A 15,399-nucleotide genomic window follows, 5' to 3' on the forward strand; every position below is an offset into this window, starting at 1 on the left:
CGCACCTTCTCGACCGCGGCGGGGTCGATGTCGAACACCCGCAGCTCCTCGATCCCGAGCACTCCGCGGAACGCGAGGGCCTGGAACTCGGACTGCGAGCCGGCACCGATCAGAGCGAGCACCCGCGCGTCCCGCCGTGCCAGCGCGCGGGCGGCGAGGGCGGAGGCGGCGGCGGTGCGCAGCGCGGTCAGCAGCGTCATCTCCGCGAGGAAGACCGGGTAGCCGTTGTCGACGTCGGCGAGCACGCCGAAGGCGGTGACCGTCTGGAAGCCGCGGGCGGGGTTCGAGGGGTGCCCGTTGACGTACTTGAAGGAGTAGAGCTCCCCGTCCGAGGTGGGCATCAGCTCGATGACGCCCAGCGGGGTGTGGCTCGCGATGCGCGGGGTCTTCTCGAAGCGCTCCCAGCGCCGGAAGTCCTCGTCGAGGACCTCCGTCATGCGCACCAGGATCCGCTCCGCGCCGTCGCGCCGGATCCACCGGGCCATGTTCTCCACATCGAGCAGCTGTGTCATCGTCCCGCCTCCTGTCTCCGTGCCGGTCACGGGCGCGCCGGCTCTCGTGCTGTTCAGCGTAGATTTCGCAGATGGCAGGCGGTAGAGCCAGAGAGCTGAAGTTCTGCGCATCTGATGAGCAGTCTGGGCGGGTGCATCTATCATCATGCGCATGGAGCGACTGACGGACCTGGACGAGCGGCTGCTGGCCGCGCTGCGCAAGGACGGCCGCGCCCCGATCGCGGCGCTCGCCGCGCGGCTGGGGGTCTCGCGCGCGACGGTCTCGAACCGCCTCGACCGTCTCACCGCCGCCGGGGTGATCGTCGGTTTCACGGTGCGGGTGAAGGACTACGCGGAGACCTCGACCGTGCGCGCCACCTCGTTCATCGAGGTCGAGGGGCGCAGCACCGACCGCGTGATCGTGCACCTTCGCGGCTTCCCGGAGATCCAGGCGCTGCACACCACCAACGGCGGCTGGGACCTGGTCGCGGAGATCGCCTGCCCGGACCTGCCCGCCTTCGACGACGTGCTGCGGCGGATCCGCTCGATCGACGGCGTGGTCAACAGCGAGACCAGCCTCCTGCTGAGCTCCGTTCTGCGCTGAGCGCGATGCCCTGCCCGGGGGCGTGCTGCGCTGAGCGCGATGCCCTGCCGGGGGGCCGTGCTGTGGGATGAGCGCGATGCCCTGCCTGGCGCGGTGCTGTGCGCTGAGCACCGCGGTGCCGCTGCAGGGCACGCCGCGAGCCCCGGGGGGCGACGGCATGGCGGGGCGGCACGCCGCCGCGTTCCCCCGAAATCACCCATGGGTGAACGGGATCGGGGGAACGGGCGCGCCGGGTCGGTGTGTCTCAGCCCTGACGGCGGGCCCGGGCCGTGAGGGCGATGCCGAGCCCGAGCGCGACGGCCACCGCGACCGCCCAGGGCAGAAGGTCCACGCCCGTCCTGGCCAGGGGGCCGGCCGCGCCGTCCGCGGCAGGGCTGGGGACGGCGGGCGCCGGACCGTCCGACGGCGCGGAGGATGTCGCCGGTCCGGAGTCGGAGTCGGAGCCGGTGCCCTCGCCGGGCTGCTGACCGCCGATTCCGGGCTCCTCGCCGCCGTGCCCATCCCCGGCTCCTTCACCGTCGCCCGGCCCGTCGTCGCCTCCGGGCTCCTCGCCTCCGGGCTCCTCGCCTCCGGGCTCCTCAACTCCGGGCTCCCCGCCGCCTCCGACCTGTGGGGCTACGAACACCGCGACGGTGTGGGCGGGGACGGTCACGGTGCCGGTCTCGGCCTCCCACGTCGCGCCCTTGACCACCTCGTCGGCGCCGTTCACCTGCACCTCGTGGAGCTCGTACCCGACCCCGGCCATGCCCTCGACCTGCTCGGTGATCGGTTCGGGCGAGGCGTTGAACACCGTCACGAGGCCGTCGAGCGCCGGGTCCGCGTCGGGGCCGACGGTGTCATCGATCCGCATCACCAGCAGGCCCGCCGTGGCCTCAGGTCCGGCGTTGGGGAAGGAGACCTTCTGACGGATCAGCTCGGCGTCGCCGAGGGTGATCAGCGGGGTCGAGGAGCGCAGTCGCAGCAGGTCCAGGGTCACCTCGCTGCTGAGCCCGATGTCCTCGGACGTCGGCGTCTTCTCGGGGTCCTCGAGCATCGGGGTCATCAGCTCCCAGGCCTCGGCGTTCTTCTCCGCCGGCGGCAGGCCGCCTCCGAACCCGCTGCTCTGCTGCGTCCAGTCGATCACGTTGAAGTGGTCGCCGGAGTTGTAGCTGTCGCGGTCCAGGGACTTCGACCGCATCAGGTCGGTGCCGCCCGCCCAGAACGAGGGCGACTGCCCCAGCGTCACGGTGGCCAGGGACAGCGTGTTCATCCGCACCCGCACGTCCATCGGGGCGTCCTGCGGCAGCTTCCACACGTTCATGTCGTACAGCGCCTCGTTGTCGTGCGCGTCGACGTAGTTCACGGTCTCCTCGGGGCGGGTGGCGTACCCGGCTGGGACCCCGTTGTAGTCGAGCTCGTCGCCGCGCACCACCTCGCCCGAGGATCCGAGCAGCTCGTAGTCGGAGAGGTTGCCGGCCATGCCGATCCGGATCAGGTCGGTGCGATGGCGCAGATCGGTCAGCTGCTCCTCCTCGCCCACCTCCGCGAAGCCGTTGGGCATGGTGGCCAGGCCGTTGCCGAAGCCCTGGGCGGTGCGTTTGTCGGTGTCGAAAGGGCTGCCTCCGTGGACCGCGTCCCGCAGTCGGTCGTTGAAGGTGCCGATGGAGGTCCCGCCCAGCTGCCCCTGCGTGGCCTGGGTGAAGCGGGCGTTGCCGGCGATCTCGCCGAAGTCCCAGCCCTCGCCGTAGAGGTAGATGCGCTTCCCGTCGACGCCGTCGTCCTCGAGGGTCAGCGCGTCCAGCGCCTCGCGCACCGCGAGCATGTTCTCGGCGCTGTGGTGGCCCATGAGGTCGAAGCGGAAGCCGTCGACCCCGTACTCGCGGGCCCACAGCACGGTGGAGTCCACCATGATCCTCTCGCCCATCGCGTGCTCGGTGGCGATGTTCGAGCAGCAGGTGGAGGTCTCCACCGCGCCCTCGAGGCTCAGCCGGTGGTAGTAGCCGGGCACGATCCGGTCCAGCACGGAGGTCGAGGCCTGACCGTGCGCGGCGGTGTGGTTGTACACCTGGTCGAGCACCACCTGCAGTCCCATCGCGTGCAGCTCGCCCACCATGGAGCGGAACTCGGCGGTGCGATCGCCGCCGACCTGGTGGCCGTCGGTCGCGTAGGAGCCCTCGGGGCTCAGGTAGTGCATCGGGTCGTAGCCCCAGTTGTAGGCGTCCTGGTCCGCGATCGCGGTGACCGCTTCCTGCTGCTCGGTCGAGGCGGGCCCGGCGTCCTCGGGGATCTGGGGATGCTGCTGCGCGGCGCGGTCCTCCTCGATCGTGGCGATGTCGAAGGTGGGCAGCAGATGCACCGTGGTCATGCCCGCCCCGGCGAGTTCCGCGAGGCGGTCCGTGCCGCGCGAGTCGGGATGGCCGACGGCGGCGTAGCTGCCCCGCACCTCTTCGGGCAGTGCCTCGTCCCCGGCGGAGAAGTCCCGCAGGTGCAGCTCGTAGATGGTCTGTTCTGCGAACTGGTCGACCACGGGGGCGGCCGTGTCGGTCCACACCTCCGGCGCCCAGCGCGGATCGGCCAGGTCCAGCATCACGGAGTGCTGCGAGTTCAGGGTGAGCCCCACCGAGTAGGGATCGGTGACGGTGTTGGTCAGCACTTCCCCGGCGGAGGGCACGAACACGTCCACGGCATATGTGTACGCCTGATCGGCCCAGTCCTCCTCGCCGGCGGCGGTCCACACGCCGCCCGGCCCGCGCTCCATGGCGACCTCGGCGACCGCGGCAGGGGCGGCACCAGCGCTGATCGGGTCGCCGCCCGCGCCGGTGCCGACCTCCTTCGCCGGGCCGTGCAGCTGCACCGTCACCGACCGCGCCGTGGGCGCCCACAGCGACAGGGTCGGCGTCCCGTCCTGCCAGCTGACTCCGAGCTGCTGCTCCGCGGCGTCCTCCGCGTACAGGTCGTCGAGCACGCCCGGGATCTGCAGCCCTGTGAAGACCTCGAGACCGTCCGGACCGCGCTGTGCGAGCGCCAGCTCACCGCGCAGCGCCTCCTCGAGGGCCGTGCGGTCGAGCTCCGGCAGATCCAGGGCCAGGAAGTCCGCCAGGTGGCGTCGCCCGTCGAGCTCGCCCTCCTCCAAGCCGCCCTCGCGCAGAGCGAGCTCGCCGAGGCTCTCGCCCCCGGTGACCTCGCCGTCCTCGATCCCGAGCCCGCCGCCCGGTGCCGTGAACAGCTCCCAGCGGCTCTGCGAGGCGTCCTCGACCAGCTCGGCGGGCCAGGCGACCGTGCCCGCGTCCACGAGGTGGCCCAGCTGCTTGCCCGAGCCCGCGGTCAGCGGGTCGGAGGCCTCGATGGTCAGCACGTGCGTCGCCAGGTCATAGCTGAAGTTCACGATCTCGCCCTCCTGGGTGGAGAAGGTGTAGTTCTCGCCGCCACGCTCTCCGCCGACGCCGTAGTTCTCGTCCCACGATCCCCCATGGGCAGGCTTGACCTCGTAGGACCCGCCGGGGAGGGAGTCGGTGGAGAAGGTGAGGACCCCGTCGCCGTCGGGATCCTGCATCCAGGTGCGCATGCACGGAGGCATCCAGTCCTCGGAGCAGCCCAGCGCCGCGTTGAACGACCCCGGCAGGGTGACGAAGGGTCCCTCGGCGCTGTTGCTCACCACGTGCGTTGACGGGTCGTACCAGAAGGTCAGCGGGCCGCCTTCGTGGGTGTAGGCGATGTCGTCGCCGCCGGGCACGCCGCCGACGCCGTAGTTCTCCTCCCAGCTGCCGCCGATCGCGACCTTGTAGGAGTGGTCCCCGGCCGGCACGTCGAAGGTGCCGGTGAACAGGCCCGACTCGGGGTCCTCGACCAGCTGGGCCTCGGCGCAGTCCGGCTGCCAGTCGCCGGGGCAGCCCATCGCCGCGTTGTGGGAGCCGGGCACGGTCACCGACTGCTCGTCGATGCCGCCTGCCCCCTCGCCGGGCCCCTCGGCGGAGAGGTCCGCGCCGACGACGGCGGTGGCCGAGGCCGCGACCCGCTCTCCGGCCGTGTCGGTGGAGACGGCGCGGTACTCGATCAGGGTGCCGGCGGGCAGGCCGGCGACATCGTGGAATACACGCGGGCTGTCGTCCTCCGCGGTGCCGAGGGCGGTCCAGGCCACCTCGCCCGCGAGCCGGTAGGCGAAGGAGGTCTCGGCCCAGCGGTCCGCGGCGACGTCGGCGATGATCGGGGCGAGACCCTCGACCTTCTCGCCGTCGGCGGAGGAGAGGCCGATCGTCTGTGCGTCCCCGGCCGGGGCCACCGGGGCGTCGGCCCGCAGCACCAGCGCGCCGAGCGAGGGCACCGTGACCTCGAGCGTCCCGTCGGCCGCGGCGGTCAGCGGGGCGTGGTCGCCGTACAGCGGGGTGAAGGTCGCGCCCGGGGTGAGGGCGGTGAGGGTGACCGTGCGCTCCTCGCTCGCGTTGTTGAGCGCCACCAGGTGCTCGATCCTTTCCTCGCGGTCCACCCGGGAGAAGGCGTAGACCCCGGCCCCCTCCTCGGCGTACCGCTCGATTTGGGCACCAGTGGCGAGCGCCGGCGTGCTGCTGCGCAGCCGCGCGAGCTCGCTGATCAGCAGGTACAGCGGCGCGTCGGTCGAGAAGTGCTCGCCGTCACCGTAGGGGGTGCCGTCGATCAGCGCATCGTCGAGGTAGGAGGGCACCTGGCTGGGGAACATCGACTGGCGGGCATCCTTGTCCGCGCCGTCGCCCACGAAGCCCTGTTCGTCGCCGTAGTAGATCACCGGCTGGCCCCGGGAGAGCAGCATCGTCTCGTGCGCGAGGCCGGCGCGCTCGGGCAGGCGGTCGGAGCCCTCCAGCAGGTGTCCGATGCGGCCCATGTCGTGGTTGCCCACGAAGGTGGGCAGGTCCGCGGAAGAGGAGTGCGACGTCGTGTAATGGTCATCCGTCGCGAACAGCCCGGCCATGCCCTGGGCGGTGCGGCCACGGGCCCAGTCGGTCGCTGCGGACTGGAAGGCGAAGTCGAGCACGGAGTCCATGTCGGTGTCGCGCACGTAGGGGGCGAGCAGGCGGGCGTCGGCGTCGTACACCTCGCCGAAGGTGAAGAACCCCTCGCCCGCCGGGGTCGCTGCCTGGTGCCCGACCAGAGTCGCGGTGAAGGACTGCCAGAAGGCGAGGTCCACGTGCTTGGCGGTGTCGATGCGGAAGCCGTCGATCCCGAAGTCCATCCAGGCGGTGTAGACCTCCTCCATCGCCGCCAGCACCCGCGGGTCCTCGGTCATGAGGTCGTCCAGCCCGTCGAAGTCGCCGAAGGTGACGGATTCGCCCTCCCACGTCGAGTTGCCGCGGTTGTGGTACATCGTCACGTCGTTCAGCACGTCCGGCACCATCTGCGGCCGGTCCTCGTCGCGCACAGGGGTGTACGGGAAGGAGGTCTCCGGATCGAAGGTCGGGAACTGCTCGGACTGGGCGAGCTTGGTGACGTCCACCGGGTCCCCGTCGGCGTCGAGATAGGGAGCGCTCGCCTGGTCGACGTAGTCGTACTCGCCCTCCTCGTAGTCGATGAGGTCCGCGGTGTGGTTGGTGATGATGTCGAAGTAGACCGTGATGCCGCGCGAGTGCGCGTCCTCGATCAGGGCCTTCAGCTCCTCGTTGGTGCCCAGGTGCGGGTCGATGGTGGTGAAGTCCGTGACCCAGTAGCCGTGGTACCCGGCGCTCGCGTCCTCCCCCTCGCCCTGGACGGGGTTGTTCGTGAAGGACGGCGTCAGCCAGATCGAGGTCATCCCCAGGTCCTCGACGTAGTCGAGCCGCTCGTGCAGGCCGGCGATGTCCCCGCCCTGGTAGAAGCCCTTGTCGGTGGGGTCGAAGCCGTGGTCGATCCGGTCGCCCTCGATCCCGCCGGTGTCATTGGAGGCGTCGCCGTTCTCGAAGCGGTCGGTGAGCACGAAGTAGAAGATCTCGCCGCCGCCGGGGTGGCGGTAGGGGACCGATGCGAGGGTGCCGTCGTCGGCGGAGTAGTCCCCGCCCTGGTCGGTGAGCACCACGGAGAGCCTCGAGGTGGCCTGGTCGAAGCGGAAGGTCACGCGCGCCGGGGCGGCGACGGCGAGCGGGATGTTCTCCTCCCCGCCGTCCAGCCCGTACGCCTCGTCCCAGGAGCCGCCGATCGCGGTCCTAGCCTCCCACTGCCCGGCGGGCAGCTCGAAGGTCGACTCCCAGACACCGGCCGTCGCGGTGGGGGCCAGCGCCGTCGCCGCGCAGGCAGGGTCCCAGTCCTCCGCGCAGCCCAGCTCTTCCTGGAAGGAGCCTGTCAGCACCGGCTGGTCCGGGCCGACGGCGTGCACGAGCGGGGCGGTGCCGAGCACCGTCGCGGTGGCGACCAGCAGCGCGGTGAGCGCTGCGAGCAGGCGTGGCGAGGTGCGGGGGATCGGGCGGCGGGCCGAGCGGGTGACCGTCATGCGGGGACTCCTCTGTCCGAGCACAGGGCGCCGGCCGGGGCCGACGGGGGAGGGACACGGAGGTCTGCAAGAACGTGGCGATTCTGCAAGAAGCTCTCCGGACGCCGACCGCAGCATCGCGGCCCGCGCGCGCCGTCGACCCTACGGCCTGCACTGGAAGGTCTCAATGGATTCGCGGGAACCTGCAAGAACTTTCAGATCAGCGGTCAACTCGCACGGCGTCCCGGGTCCCCGCCCCGGCCTGTACCGTCGAGTGCGTGATGAGCGCACCGACCTCCCTGTCCCTGTACCTCGACCGGCTCACCACCGCTCTGTCCACGGCGACGGCATCCACCGAACCGGACGCCGTGCTCCCGGACCGCGGGATCATCGGCGGCGCCGAGGCCGATGGCGAGGTCCCCTCCCTCTCCTTCCTCTCCGGCGCCCGGGAGGACCACCTCGGCGTGGCGGTCTGCACCGTCGACGGCGAGATCACCACGGCCGGCACCGACCACGCCTTCCCCGTGCAGTCCATCTCGAAGGCCTTCGCCTACGGCGCCGCGATCGACCTGCACGGCCTGGACTACGTGGTCTCGCTGGTGGACGAGGAGCCGACGGGGGAGCAGTTCAACGCCCTCAGCATCGACAGGGACACCAAGAAGCCGAAGAACCCCCTGGTGAACATCGGCGCGATCCGCACCCACGCGATGCTCGGCACCACGAAGCAGGAGCGCGTCCAGCGCCTGCGCACCGCGATGGACGACGCCGCCGGTCGTCGCCTCGAGCAGCACCGCGAGACCTGCGAGGAGGAGCTGACGACCGCTGATCGCAACCTGGCGCTGGCCTACATGCTGCGGGCCGCCGGCTCCATGGAGGAGGGGGCCGACGAGGTGGTGAGCGGGTACATCGAGGGCTGCGCCGTGCTCACCACCGTCACCGACCTCGCGGTGATGGCGGCGACCCTCGCCTCCGGCGGCCGCAATCCGCTCACCGGCAAGCGGGTGTTCTCCCGGGTCGCGGCCCGCCAGGTGCTCTCGGTGATGCTCACGTGCGGCATGTACGACAACGCGGGCGACTGGGTCAGCGACGTGGGACTGCCCGCGAAGTCCGGCGTGGGCGGCGGCATCATCGCGGCCCTGCCCTCCCGCTTCGGGGTCGCCAGCTACGCCCCGCAGCTTGACCTGCACGGCAACTCGGTGCGCGGCACCCTGTTCTTCGAACGGCTCAGCGAGGACTTCGCCCTGCACATGCTCGACGGCGCGGCGCCCCGCGACCTCGAGCGGGCCGCGCTCGAGCTGATGGACGTGGGAACGCACCCGTGAGCGGCGCGGGCGAGGTCGCGGAGCGGACCGTCGTGCGCCGCCTGGACCCCGAGGACTGGCGGGTCTGGCGCGGGCTGCGCCTGCGCGCCCTGGAGGAGTCGCCCGAGGCCTTCTCCAGCACGCTGGACGAGGTGCTCGCACGCGACACCGAGCAGTACTGGCGCGCGGGGGTCAGCGCGCCGATGGTCCCCTTCGTCGCCGAGGTCGACGGTGCGCCGGCCGGCATGGGACGACTGCTGCTCCCCGCACCGCCCGAGGAGCGGGCCGAGCTGCTCTCCGTCTGGGTCGCGCCCGAGGCGCGCGGGAGAGGCGCCGGACGCCTCCTGATCTCGACCGCCGTCGACCACCTCGCCGCCCACCACCTCGGCACCCGGCTGCTGCTCGCGGTCCTCGAGTCCAATGCCCCCGCCCGCCGTCTCTACGCGCGCTGCGGCTTCGGCGTCATCGGCCGCAATCCCGACGACGACGCCGAGCTGCTCATGGAGCACGGCGCGGATCGGTAGACTCCCGGCCATGAGTTCCCCTTCGAGCAACGAGCTGGTCCTCCGCCCCTTCGAGGGTCTGCCCAACGAGCAGGACCTGGTGGCGATGCGCCAGCTGATCCCGGCGGCGACGATGAGCGCGCGGACCACCGAGGAGTACGGCGGCCTCGAGGTCGAGCTGGCCACGATCCTGCCCATGGCCTGGCCCGCCGTGCGTCGCACCGACGGCTCCGTCACGGTCGGCATCCAGGCCGGCTACCCCGGCGGAGACCTCTCCCGCGGCATCGGCCAGGCGATCCGGCTGGCCGCCGCCCTCGAGCCCGGCAACCCGATCACCACCGTCACCCTCGACGAGGACGCCCCGCGCCTGCAGGACGTGCTCGACCTCTCCGGTGACTTCGCGATCCAGGTCCAGGACACCTTCGAGTTCTGGCTCGACCCCAGCGCCGAGCGCACCGGGGAGATCGAGCGCGCGATCTCGCAGGCGAACGACTCGATCATGCTCACCCGTCCCGTGCAGGGACTGCCCCACGCCTACTGGGTCGACGCCGGCGCCAAGGAGCACCTGCGCTGGGTGCTCGACGCCGACGAGGAGAAGGTGATCGACGCGGTCACCCGCCTCCACGCCCGCCGCGAGTCCGCGATCGGTGAGGGCACCAAGTACGTCGGCTCCTTCCGCGCCGAGGGCCTGACCATCCCCGTGTGGGACCTGCCCACGGGGTACGGCGCCGAGGGCGTCGAGGCCGAGGCGGAGGCGTTCCGCGCCCGCTTCGAGGAGGCGCTCGCCGCCGAGGAGCCGCTCACCGCGCTCGAACGGCGGGCGCGCGGCGGCATCGTGGCCCGCCAGGTGACCCTGCGATGAGCGCCGCGGGGCCGCTGACGGCGAATCGCCCCGAGCGGGTCGCCGTCGTGATCCCCGCCAAGAACGAGGCGGAGCGGATCGAGGCGACCATCGAGTCCGCGCACCGGATCGCGGGCGTGGACCTGGTGGTGGTCGTCGACGACGGCTCCACCGACGCCACCTCCGCCGTCGCGATGGGCGCCGACGCCCTGGTGGTGCGGCACAAGACCAACCGCGGCAAGGCCGCGGCGATGGCCACGGGCGCCCAGATGGTCGCGATCCGCGAGGACGCCGAACGGGCCGACGGCGGAGAGAGCTTCTCCGAGGAGCTGCACGCCGAGCCGCGTTCGCCCGGGCACACCGGCCCGCTGCCCGTCATCGACGCCGACGCCCCCGTGCCTCGGGCCCTGCTCTTCCTCGACGCCGACATGAGCGACTCCGCGCAGGCCGCGCAGCCGCTGGTCGACGCGGTGCTCGAGGAGGGCGTGGACATGGCGATCGCCCTGCTGCCGCCGCAGGACGGCGCGGCCGGGATGGGCGTCGTGGTGCGCACCGCCCGCCGGGGCATCCAGCGCGCCACCGGTTGGGAGCCCACCCAGCCGCTCTCCGGCACCCGCTGCATCACCCGCGAGACCTGGGAGGCGTGCCTCCCGCTCGCCCCGGGCTGGGGCGTGGAGACCTCGCTGACGATCGACGCCCTCACCTCCGGGTTCTGGGTGAAGGAGATCTCCGCCGACCTCCATCACCGCGCCACCGGCAAGGACCTGCGCGGGCAGCTGCATCGCGCCGCCCAGCTGCGGGACGTGGTGCGGGCGCTCGCCCGCAAGCGGCACCTGGCCTCGGACCTCGTCGACGGCTCCCTCGAGGACGGCTCGTCCGGGGATGTCTCGCTCCACGACGACGCCCCGGCCTCGGTCCCGGCCCCAGCCTCGACCTCGACCCCGGCCCCAGCCCCGACCTCGGCCCCGGCGGCCCCGGGCGCGACCCCGCTGCCCGCCGGGAACGGCGACCACGACGAGGCGAAGACCTGGACCGTCGTGCCCGAGCCCGACGAGTCCGCCGCCGAGGGCCGTGCCGAGGAGCGTCGGCTCTCCCTCGCGGACCTGCCGGTCTCCGGGGCGTTCTCCGACGACGACACCCGCGCCCTCGGCGACGTGGACGTGCAGGAGCTCGACATCCTGCTGCGGAACCTGCCGGTGGAGGGCGATTTCGCGCCCGACGACATCGTCTATCTCGCGGACACGGATCTCGAGGCGCTCGCGGTCCGGCTGAAGGGCGCTCCCGTCGAGGGCCTGTTCTCCCCGGACCACGCGGTGATCATCGCCTCCCACCTCGGTGCCGGTGAGCCCGAGATCCCGGACTCGCTGTCCTCCCCGCTGCGCCCCGACGAGTACACCTCGCTCGTGGTGCACTCGGCGGTCGACGAGGAGAACGCCTGATCAGCTCGCCCGCGGCTCGTGCTCCGGCGGCGCGGGCAGCAGCGCCGGCAGCAGACACAGCCAGACCCCGAGGATCGCGGCGACCAGCACCGGCCCGGTGTCGTTGACGGCGTAGCCCACCCAGGTGCCCACCACCAGCGCGACGCGCACGGCGTAGGACGCGGGATGCTCGGCGTCCAGGGCCTCGAGCCGCCGCCACCGCAGCCGCCCCGGGATCAGCAGGGCGACCGACGCCGCCACCGCGACCAGCATGACCACCGCGAGCGAGGGATATCCCGTGGTCATCGCGACGTTCTGGGCGAGCTTGCGGAGGATCACCGAGAACAGCTCGCCGCTGAGCAGCTCGTCGATGAAGCGTCCCAGGTGGGTGCGGTCCTCCGGTGGTCGCAGCCAGTCCAGGAACGACACGCCGAGCACCGCGACCGCTCCGCCGGCGCCGAGGGCGAGCAGGTGCCACAGCCGCGGCCGGATCCCGGAGACCAGCAGCGCGAGCAGCCCGAAGGCGGGGATGGTGGCGAGCATCGAGCCGAAGTCCGCACCCATCGACGGGCTCACGCACACGACGGCCACCAGGCCGCCGATCACCAGCGTCCACACCACCCGCGCCCGGGGGGTGCGCACCACGGCGAACAGGCACAGCAGAGCCATCAGCGAGGCGGCCAGCACCAGCCCGAACAGGTGGTTCGAGAGTCCGTAGAAGCGACCGCCCGAGATCGGCTGCGCCCCCAGCGGGGAGGAGAGCTGGAAGCGTGACCCGGTCGCGGACTCCCCGAGGATCAGCAGTGCGATCAGGCCCGCGGAGACCCCGGCGGGCCCGAGGCGGTGATGCCGCCAGGGGCCGCCCAGCACCACGAGCGAGAGCAGCGCGCCCCCGCCCCAGATCACCCCGGCCAGGGCGAGGGTCGGGTGCTCGGCCCGCCACCACGGCACCAGCGAGGCGAACATCCCGACCGGCAGCGCGAGCGGGGCGATCACCGCGAGGGCGCGGCCGACGGCGGCGAGCCGGGGGCGCCGGGCGAGTGGCGAGACCAGCAGGATCACGATCCCGATCACACCGAGCGCGAACCAGGAGCCGAGGGCGGGGACGGTCGCGCCGTCCACCAGGCGCGCCGCGTCGGAGCGGTCCAGGGCGAGCTGCTGCGGCTCCGCGTGCTCGGTGGCGCGGAACGGCTGGCCGGGGATCAGCCCGTCGGCCGTGGCGTCGTAGGAGTCCAGCACGGTGGCCAGCACGTCCGTCAGCATCACCACCCCGGACTGCTTCGTCGCTCCGCTGGTCAGCGCCTGCTCGGGGAAGGCGGTGTCGAGGGCGACCTGCAGTCCCACGGTGCGGGAGGCGACCGCGCCCTCGTCCTCCACCGTCCCGGGATCCTCGGGATCGGTGGCGGCGACCGAGACCAGCAGGGTGCGGGGCAGCTCCGCGGACCCGCAGCCGCCGGCGGCATCGAGCACCTCGCCGACCGCGGCGTCGAGCTCTCCGAGGGACTGCTGCCGGCTCGTGTCGTCGTGGTCGCGCACCGATCCGGCGTCGACCAGCACGATCTCGTCCCCGGCGAGGGCGTCGGCGACGGCGGCCGGGGCATCCGCCGGGCCATCCGCCGGGCCATCCGCCGGGACCGCGGACAGGTCGTCGATCTCCACCGTCCCCACCGGCAGCCGCTCCCACTGGTCCGTCGGCGGGGACGGGATGCCGGCGGTGCGCGGCGCCTCCTCGGCGAGCCCGCGGTAGCCCGTGCGCAGGGTCTCCATGCCCTGACGCTGCGTGGAGACGACGGTGGTGGAGGTCGTGTTCATGGCGCCGGCCCCGGCGCGGTCGGCGAGGCACTGCAGGGCCGGGGTGGTCTCCGGGTCGATGTCCTCCCAGCTCAGCCCTGCGGTCGCGATCACGAGGCGCACCGGATCGTCGTGACCGTCGGCCGAGGCGGCCGGTGCCCCCACCGCCGCACCCACGGCGGCCCCGAGGGAGACCAGCATGCCCAGCAGCACGGTGAGCAGCGCGCGACGAGCACGGGGGAGCAGTTCGAGGAGCACAGCCCGATGCTACGGGGCGAGCGTGCCCGGCACCCTCGCCTGCGCAGGCCCTCCACCCTTCCCTCACGCTCTATCGTGGTCCCCATGCCCTCTCCCCAGCCTCCGTACGAACAGGTCCGTCGCGAGATCGTCGAGCAGGTCCGCACCGGCGAGCTGAAGCCCGGCGACCGCCTCCCCGCGATCCGCGCCCATGCCGCGGACCTCGGCCTCTCCGCCGGCACCGTGGCCCGCGCCTACAGGCTCCTGGAGGAGGCGCGGATCATCGTCACCCGGCGCGGCGCCGGCACCACGATCGCGCCCGGCGCGGCGGCCGAGGCCCGGACGGCGGCCGCGGCCGTCGAGCGGGAGTCCGGCGGACCCGCCGAGGCGGCTCTCGTGGACCTGTTCTCGGTCCCGATCGCCCAGGCCCGCGCCCGCGGCGCCCGGGACGTCGAGATCCTCGCCTCGGTGCGGGCGGCGCTCGCGCGCATCGGCTCCGGGGGCACGTCGTGAGCGACGGACCGACGGTCGGCGAGAGCACGGCCGGCGCACGCATGGCCGGCGCACGCATGGCCGGCGCACGCTCGGACAGCGAGGCAGGGGTCGGTGACGTCCGCATCGGTCGCCATTCCGCCCCGGCCGCCGGAGCCTTCCGCGATCAGGTCCTCGCGCTGTGGCCGGAGGTCTTCGGGCCGGTGGCCGACGAGGGCGACTGGCGCGACAGGTTCTGGGAGCAGCATCGCTCTCGGGACGACTTCCGGCTGGTCACGGCGGTCTCCGCAGGTGAGCTGCTCGGCTTCGGCTGGGGGTACACGGGACAGCGGGGCCAGTGGTGGTCCGATGTGGTCGCCGAGGCCCTGGGGGCCGGGGACGCCGACTGGGTGGGCGGGCACTTCGAGCTCGTGGAGCTCGCGGTCCGCCCCGCTCAGCAGGGCCGGGGCCTGGGCGGCGCGCTCCACGACGCCCTGCTCGACGACCTCCCGCACTCCCGGACCCTGCTGCAGACGGACGCCGACGCGCGCGGGGCCGGGCACCGCCTCTACCGCAGGCGGGGCTGGAGCGTGCTCGGCGACCTCGCCCCGCAGAAGGTCGTGATGGGGAAGCACCTGAGGGCGTGATCCTCCTGGAGCGGCTCGGCCCGCGGCATGCCGCGGGGATCCTCGCCGGGCAGGACGAGGCGCTCGCCGCCGAGATCGTCGGGAAGCGCTGGACGGCGGAGGCGCTCGACGCCTTCCTGGCCCGCGCCGCTCGCTGGCGGGCCGACGGGCCGATCCGGGAGTACGCGGCGGTCGAGGAGGGGCCGACGGCACGCATCGACCAGGAGTCCGCCGAGCCCGAGCTGATCGGCGGCGGGGGACTGGCGCTCCTCGGTCCCGGCCTGGGGTGCGGGCAGGCCGCGCTGACCTACTGGATCCTCGCCCCGCATCGCCGCCGGGGCCACGGGCTCACGGTCGCCGAGGCGCTGGTCGGTGCCGCCCGGGCCGAGGTGCGCATCTCGCAGCTCGTGCTCCGCATCGCGCCGACCAACCTCGGCTCCCAGGCCGTGGCGGCGGGCCTCGGCGCCGTGCCGAGCGGGGAGGGCGAGCGCCATCCCGCCGACGCGAACCGCACCGTCGAACGCTGGGTGCTGGACCTGCGCGAGCACTGAGCGGCGCCGGCGGCGCATGACGAGGGACGCTCCCGACGTGCGTGCGGCCCTCCGTGTCAACCCCGCCCCGACATCGTGGAAGAAATGTGCACCGAGCGGTGGAAAAGAATGACGGTTCCTCCCCACCCGAAGTTTTCCACAGATTCATCCCCATGTGCGCGGAGGTCTTGTGGCACG

10 protein-coding genes and 1 pseudogene are annotated in these 15,399 nt (G+C 72.8%); 8 read left to right on the forward strand and 3 right to left on the reverse strand.

Annotated elements, in window-relative coordinates:
• A pseudogene (locus tag ACT3SP_RS11085) lies at positions 1-512 on the reverse strand (ornithine cyclodeaminase); the annotation flags it as partial.
• A gap of 151 nt (positions 513-663) precedes the next feature.
• On the opposite strand from ACT3SP_RS11085, the gene ACT3SP_RS11090 reads away from it, so the two are divergent.
• Complete coding sequence (locus ACT3SP_RS11090) at positions 664-1,095, forward strand: Lrp/AsnC family transcriptional regulator (protein ID WP_444587349.1); 432 nt, start codon at positions 664-666, stop codon at positions 1,093-1,095.
• Between the two features lie 244 nt (positions 1,096-1,339).
• Here ACT3SP_RS11090 and pulA read toward each other — a convergent pair whose 3' ends face one another.
• Positions 1,340-7,504 carry a pullulanase-type alpha-1,6-glucosidase gene (gene pulA, locus ACT3SP_RS11095; protein WP_444587350.1) on the reverse strand — a complete coding sequence of 2,055 codons (6,165 nt, stop codon included), beginning with the start codon at positions 7,502-7,504 and terminating at the stop codon, positions 1,340-1,342.
• Between the two features lie 260 nt (positions 7,505-7,764).
• Between pulA and glsA the strand changes: the two genes are divergently transcribed.
• Genes glsA through ACT3SP_RS11115 form a run of 4 tightly spaced genes read left to right on the forward strand, consistent with a single transcriptional unit; the run spans position 7,765 to position 11,567 of the window.
• Positions 7,765-8,805 (forward strand): glutaminase A, encoded by a 1,041-nt coding sequence (gene glsA, locus ACT3SP_RS11100; protein WP_444587351.1) that lies wholly within the window; start codon positions 7,765-7,767, stop codon positions 8,803-8,805.
• Positions 8,802-9,308, forward strand: coding sequence for a GNAT family N-acetyltransferase (locus ACT3SP_RS11105; RefSeq protein WP_444587352.1), 507 nt, complete (start codon positions 8,802-8,804; stop codon positions 9,306-9,308). Before glsA ends, ACT3SP_RS11105 begins: the two co-directional genes overlap by 4 nt.
• A gap of 10 nt (positions 9,309-9,318) precedes the next feature.
• Positions 9,319-10,149 carry a DUF5926 family protein gene (locus ACT3SP_RS11110; RefSeq protein ID WP_444587353.1) on the forward strand — a complete coding sequence of 277 codons (831 nt, stop codon included), beginning with the start codon at positions 9,319-9,321 and terminating at the stop codon, positions 10,147-10,149.
• Positions 10,146-11,567 (forward strand): glycosyltransferase, encoded by a 1,422-nt coding sequence (locus ACT3SP_RS11115; RefSeq protein WP_444587354.1) that lies wholly within the window; start codon positions 10,146-10,148, stop codon positions 11,565-11,567. The genes ACT3SP_RS11110 and ACT3SP_RS11115 overlap by 4 nt, the downstream gene beginning before the upstream one ends.
• Here ACT3SP_RS11115 and ACT3SP_RS11120 read toward each other — a convergent pair whose 3' ends face one another.
• Positions 11,568-13,595, reverse strand: a complete 2,028-nt coding sequence (locus tag ACT3SP_RS11120; protein WP_444587355.1) for a hypothetical protein — start codon at positions 13,593-13,595, stop codon at positions 11,568-11,570.
• 84 nt (positions 13,596-13,679) lie between these two features.
• Here ACT3SP_RS11120 and ACT3SP_RS11125 point away from each other — a divergent pair, with 84 nt between their 5' ends.
• The 3 genes from ACT3SP_RS11125 to ACT3SP_RS11135 are packed head-to-tail and all read left to right on the forward strand — an operon-like array spanning position 13,680 to position 15,222.
• On the forward strand, positions 13,680-14,087 hold the full coding sequence (locus tag ACT3SP_RS11125; RefSeq protein ID WP_444587356.1) for a GntR family transcriptional regulator: 408 nt from the start codon (positions 13,680-13,682) through the stop codon (positions 14,085-14,087).
• A complete protein-coding gene (locus tag ACT3SP_RS11130; RefSeq protein ID WP_444587357.1) occupies positions 14,084-14,692 on the forward strand; it encodes a GNAT family N-acetyltransferase in 609 nt (202 codons plus the stop codon). The genes ACT3SP_RS11125 and ACT3SP_RS11130 overlap by 4 nt, the downstream gene beginning before the upstream one ends.
• Positions 14,689-15,222: a GNAT family N-acetyltransferase gene (locus ACT3SP_RS11135; RefSeq protein WP_444587358.1), complete on the forward strand. Its 534-nt coding sequence runs from the start codon at positions 14,689-14,691 to the stop codon at positions 15,220-15,222. Before ACT3SP_RS11130 ends, ACT3SP_RS11135 begins: the two co-directional genes overlap by 4 nt.
• Positions 15,223-15,399 lie beyond the last annotated feature (177 nt).

The organism is Brachybacterium sp. AOP43-C2-M15 (assembly GCF_052446295.1).
Lineage (GTDB): Bacteria > Actinomycetota > Actinomycetes > Actinomycetales > Dermabacteraceae > Brachybacterium.